We start from the raw sequence: 4,060 nt of genomic DNA, 5'->3' as shown, positions 1-4,060 counted from the left end.
TACTATTGTTGACTCTATTTGTAATTTTGAATTCAATAACTTTTATAGTGTGTTATAGTAAAATGATAGTAATAAAAAAGGAAAGATGATCATAAAGTGAATCAGTACCGGAATCGAGAATTTCAAAGAACTGATTGATAATAATTATTATGTTGAAAAAACGATGCTGATTGAAGATGTTTTAATGCAAAGGATCAGTTATTATGATAACTACGAGTCATTTTATCATGGCTTTATGGTTGATTTTTTAAATGCTGATGGTTATGATGTAAAATCAAATCGAGAAAGCGCTAATGGTAGATTTGATCTTGCAATGCTGCCATACAGTTAGAAACTGCAATTGTCATTGAATGAAAGCATTCAAACAGTATTAAAGAACTAAGAAAAGACAGCGCTAAAGCAAGTGAACAAATCATTAATCAAAAATATATCGAAGGATTAGAAGATGAAGGTTATGAAAATGTAATTGGTTATGGAATATCTTTCTATAAGAAACAATCTATTATTACTAAAACAAAATAAATAAGCAGGAGTTTTCCTGCTTATTTAAAAGATAAATTAATGACTATTTTCGTTACTATTAAAATATTTTTGATTAAATTCTTTAATAGAGATTGGTCTATCATATAAATAACCTTGACCAAAATCACAGCCAATTTTTTTAATAAAATCATTACATTCCTTAGTTTCTACTCCTTCAACAACCGTAGAAATCGAAAGTATTTTAGCTAAATTAACAATTTCTTCAATGATTATTCTAGTTCTAAAATTATTTTCAACAAAAACTTCTTGTAAAAAACCTTTATCTAGTTTTAGTTCATCAATATCTAATTTTCCTAAAATGTTAAGTGAAGAATAACCAGTGCCAAAATCATCTAACGATACTTGAAAACCGATTTTATGTAATGACTTGATCTTGTTATTGACTTCTTCAACATTATCAATAACTAGATCCTCTAAAATTTCTAATGTGATTAATTTCGGTGAGATTTGATATTGATCTACTAATCGATGCAAACGTTCAACATAATCAGCTTCATAAAATAATAATTTTGACTGATTGACCGATATACCAATTGGTTCAATTCCTTGGTCGATCCAATTTCTAATTTGTTTACAAGCTTGTTCAAACATATACATATCTAACTCAACACAAAAACCACTTTTTTCAAAGATTGGGATAAACTGATTGGGAAATATAAATTGTCCATCACTAGTTTTCCAGCGTACTAGAGCTTCTGCACTTTGTAATGAATTATCTTTTAAACTAATTTTAGGTTGTAAAAAGAATTTAAATTCATTATCTTTTAACGCCTGATTCATATGACTTTCAATATAATTATCCATTTTTTCTTGTTTATGTAACTTTTCATCATAAAACCAAATACTTGTCTGCATATTTTCTTTAGCTTTTGCTAAAGCAAACATGACTCTAACCATCAAATTATCAAAACTTATTTGTTCCTCTTGATCAGTCGAAATGGCTACACCACATTGTATTTTTAGATGATAGTTGGTATGCAACAAATCATTTAAAGAAACTATTTCTTGAGTCATTTTTTCGATTCTTTTTTGAATTACATCCCGCTGATTATCACTTAAAAACAAATAAAACTGATCAGCCGTATCACGACAGCAAAACTCATTTTCTTTTAAATTAGTTTCAATTGCATTTTTAATATGCGTTAATAACTTATCACCTTGATCATTACCAAATATTTCATTAAAAAACTTAAACTGACGAATATTTAATACCACAATACTACATTTATTATCTTTAATAAAAGCTTGTTTGCCCTGCTGTTTAAAATATAAAAAATTATAAGCACCAGTTAATGGATCATAATAAGCATAACGAGCTAATTCACGGTTATTTTTCAAACTAATTCGATATCCATAAATTAATAGACCTATTACTAAAACAATGATTGATATAAATAAAATACCAATTATTCTAACATTTTCACTAATAAATAAACTAGAATTTTCCAACATATTAACACTAAGCAAATACCAGTTATTAATGCCCACTGGCTCTAATTTGGAAATATAGTTATTGTTATTGTAATCAAATGAAAATGAAACATCCTTTTGGTTTTGCATAGCATCTTTAGTTTGTTTGATTTCATTTCCCTTTAAATACGGTTTACCTAGAATATTATTTTGCTTAAATTGATCATATTTAGAATTGATAATAATATTACCACCCTGATCAACAATATATACATAAGTATCCCCACCAAGAATTCCATTTTCAGCTCCTACATCCATCATCAAATCAACTGTTTCTGTGGCAATCAAAGCCCCAGTTACTTTCCCATGATTAAATATAGGAATCCCATAAGCATAAATCGAATTATCAATGATCTGACTATCAAATAGACTGGACATGCTTTCATTTCCATTTAATGTTGTATTGATCAATTCTTGCAATTCCGTTTGTACCATATCAAAGCTTACAGTATCAATTTGTTTATCATTTATAGTTGCTGCCATTATTTCTTTATTTTGATTAACATACATCATTGAAAAAAAGTGATTATTGTTGCTGGTAGCTTTAATGACAGTATTAAAAGCCTCACTATTAGCAACATCATCAAATTCAAATATACTTGAATATGATTCTAAAATCTGAAAATCATTTTGAATTTCTTTTTTCAATAAACTAACATATTTTTCTGTAGCATCATTTACTTGAGCAGCAATCGTTTCTTTAACCATGCTCTTTAAATATATCCGCAAAGATACACTTGTCGCTAAAAGAATTAAAGCGATGATTATGATAATAATTATTGCTTTTTTCAATCGATTATTAAGCGCCTTTATGTCCATTTATTATCTCCTACTTTATCTCAAAAATATCATAATTCTTACATATTATAACATTTTAAACAAAAATATACATCTTTTTGTTTAAAACTAAAAACATCTACTAATTTAAGCATTCCCATTGCTTACTATAAAATACCCAAGCTAATATCAATTTTTAGTATTATTTAAAATACCATAAAATTACATATTTTTTTCTTAATAATTATTAATTTTTTACCGCAACAAAAAAGATGAGCTTTTTCACTCATCTTTACTCATTTACTTTAATAAAAGCTTGGGGAATCAAATGTTTATCTTGTTTGTTTTTAAACCGATAATAAACAATAGTAAGTAATGAACAAACAAGTAAGATACCCACAAAAACTAATATTTCATTTATAATAGAAACATTAGTCATACTAATTACTTTTCTAAAACCATTAACACTATAAGTATAAGGAACAAAAGGATGAATAGCTTTAAAAAAGGCACTTGATGTTTCTAACGGATAAGTTCCCGCTGAACCACCTAAATTAAAGATCATAAATACCAGCAATAAAAACTCACCAATATAACCGGTAGTTAATGATAATAACATTACTAAAGACATAAAACTAGCAGCAACTATGATTGCTAAAATATATGTTAATAATAAATTTTCACATTGGAAATTACAGATCAATCGTAATGCCGTAATTAAAATAATTGCACTCAATGTTGAAACACTATACATGATTGAAGCTTTAGATAGCCAGTATTTAAACGGTGAAGCAGCTTCTTTAATACCATTTCTAATTGGATACATTAAGGTAAATGCTAAACATGCTACATATAAAGCAACACTCATCATATACGGTGCCATAGCATGACCGTTATTGGCTACTACCGAAATTTCCTGATGATCAGTTTCCACTGGTTTGGCCATCATTTCTAAAGTAGCATCACTAGTAGTTAAACTAGCCTGCTTAGCTCCATCGTTTAATCCTTGATCTAATGTATCAATTCCTTGTAAAGCGGTCTTTAAACCTGATGTTAAAGTCAATGAACCATCAGCTAATTGTCTTGTTCCCGCACTTATTTGACTAGCACCATCAGTTAAACTATTGGCCCCATCAATGATTGTTTGATTATTAGCTGTCAATTTTGCTGATCCATTTGATAACTGATCCACACCATCTACTAACTGATCAATACCGTTAATTAAAGCTGGAGTTTGGTTAGCTAAAGCTGTTATCCCATCATTTAACTG

Annotated in this window: 3 protein-coding genes; 1 reads left to right on the top strand and 2 read right to left on the bottom strand. The window is 28.2% G+C overall.

Going from position 1 to position 4,060, the window contains the following annotated elements; translation table 11 throughout:
• The first annotated feature begins 163 nt into the window (after positions 1-163).
• Positions 164-331, top strand: a complete 168-nt coding sequence (locus J7M77_RS12115; RefSeq protein WP_296878912.1) for a PD-(D/E)XK nuclease domain-containing protein — start codon at positions 164-166, stop codon at positions 329-331.
• Positions 332-558: 227 nt separating this feature from the next.
• Here the strand turns inward: J7M77_RS12115 and J7M77_RS12110 are convergent, their stop codons facing one another.
• Both J7M77_RS12110 and J7M77_RS12105 read right to left on the bottom strand, forming a co-directional pair.
• A complete protein-coding gene (locus J7M77_RS12110; protein ID WP_296878910.1) occupies positions 559-2,832 on the bottom strand; it encodes an EAL domain-containing protein in 2,274 nt (757 codons plus the stop codon).
• A gap of 250 nt (positions 2,833-3,082) precedes the next feature.
• A partial coding sequence (locus tag J7M77_RS12105; RefSeq protein WP_296878908.1) for a YhgE/Pip family protein occupies positions 3,083-4,060 on the bottom strand: 978 nt, incomplete at its 5' end.

The sequence above is a fragment of the Thomasclavelia sp. genome (assembly GCF_017889095.1).
Lineage (GTDB): Bacteria > Bacillota_I > Bacilli_A > Erysipelotrichales > Coprobacillaceae > Thomasclavelia.
The sequence above is the reverse complement of the archived record's forward strand: the minus strand, read 5'-3'. Positions and strand labels throughout refer to the sequence as shown.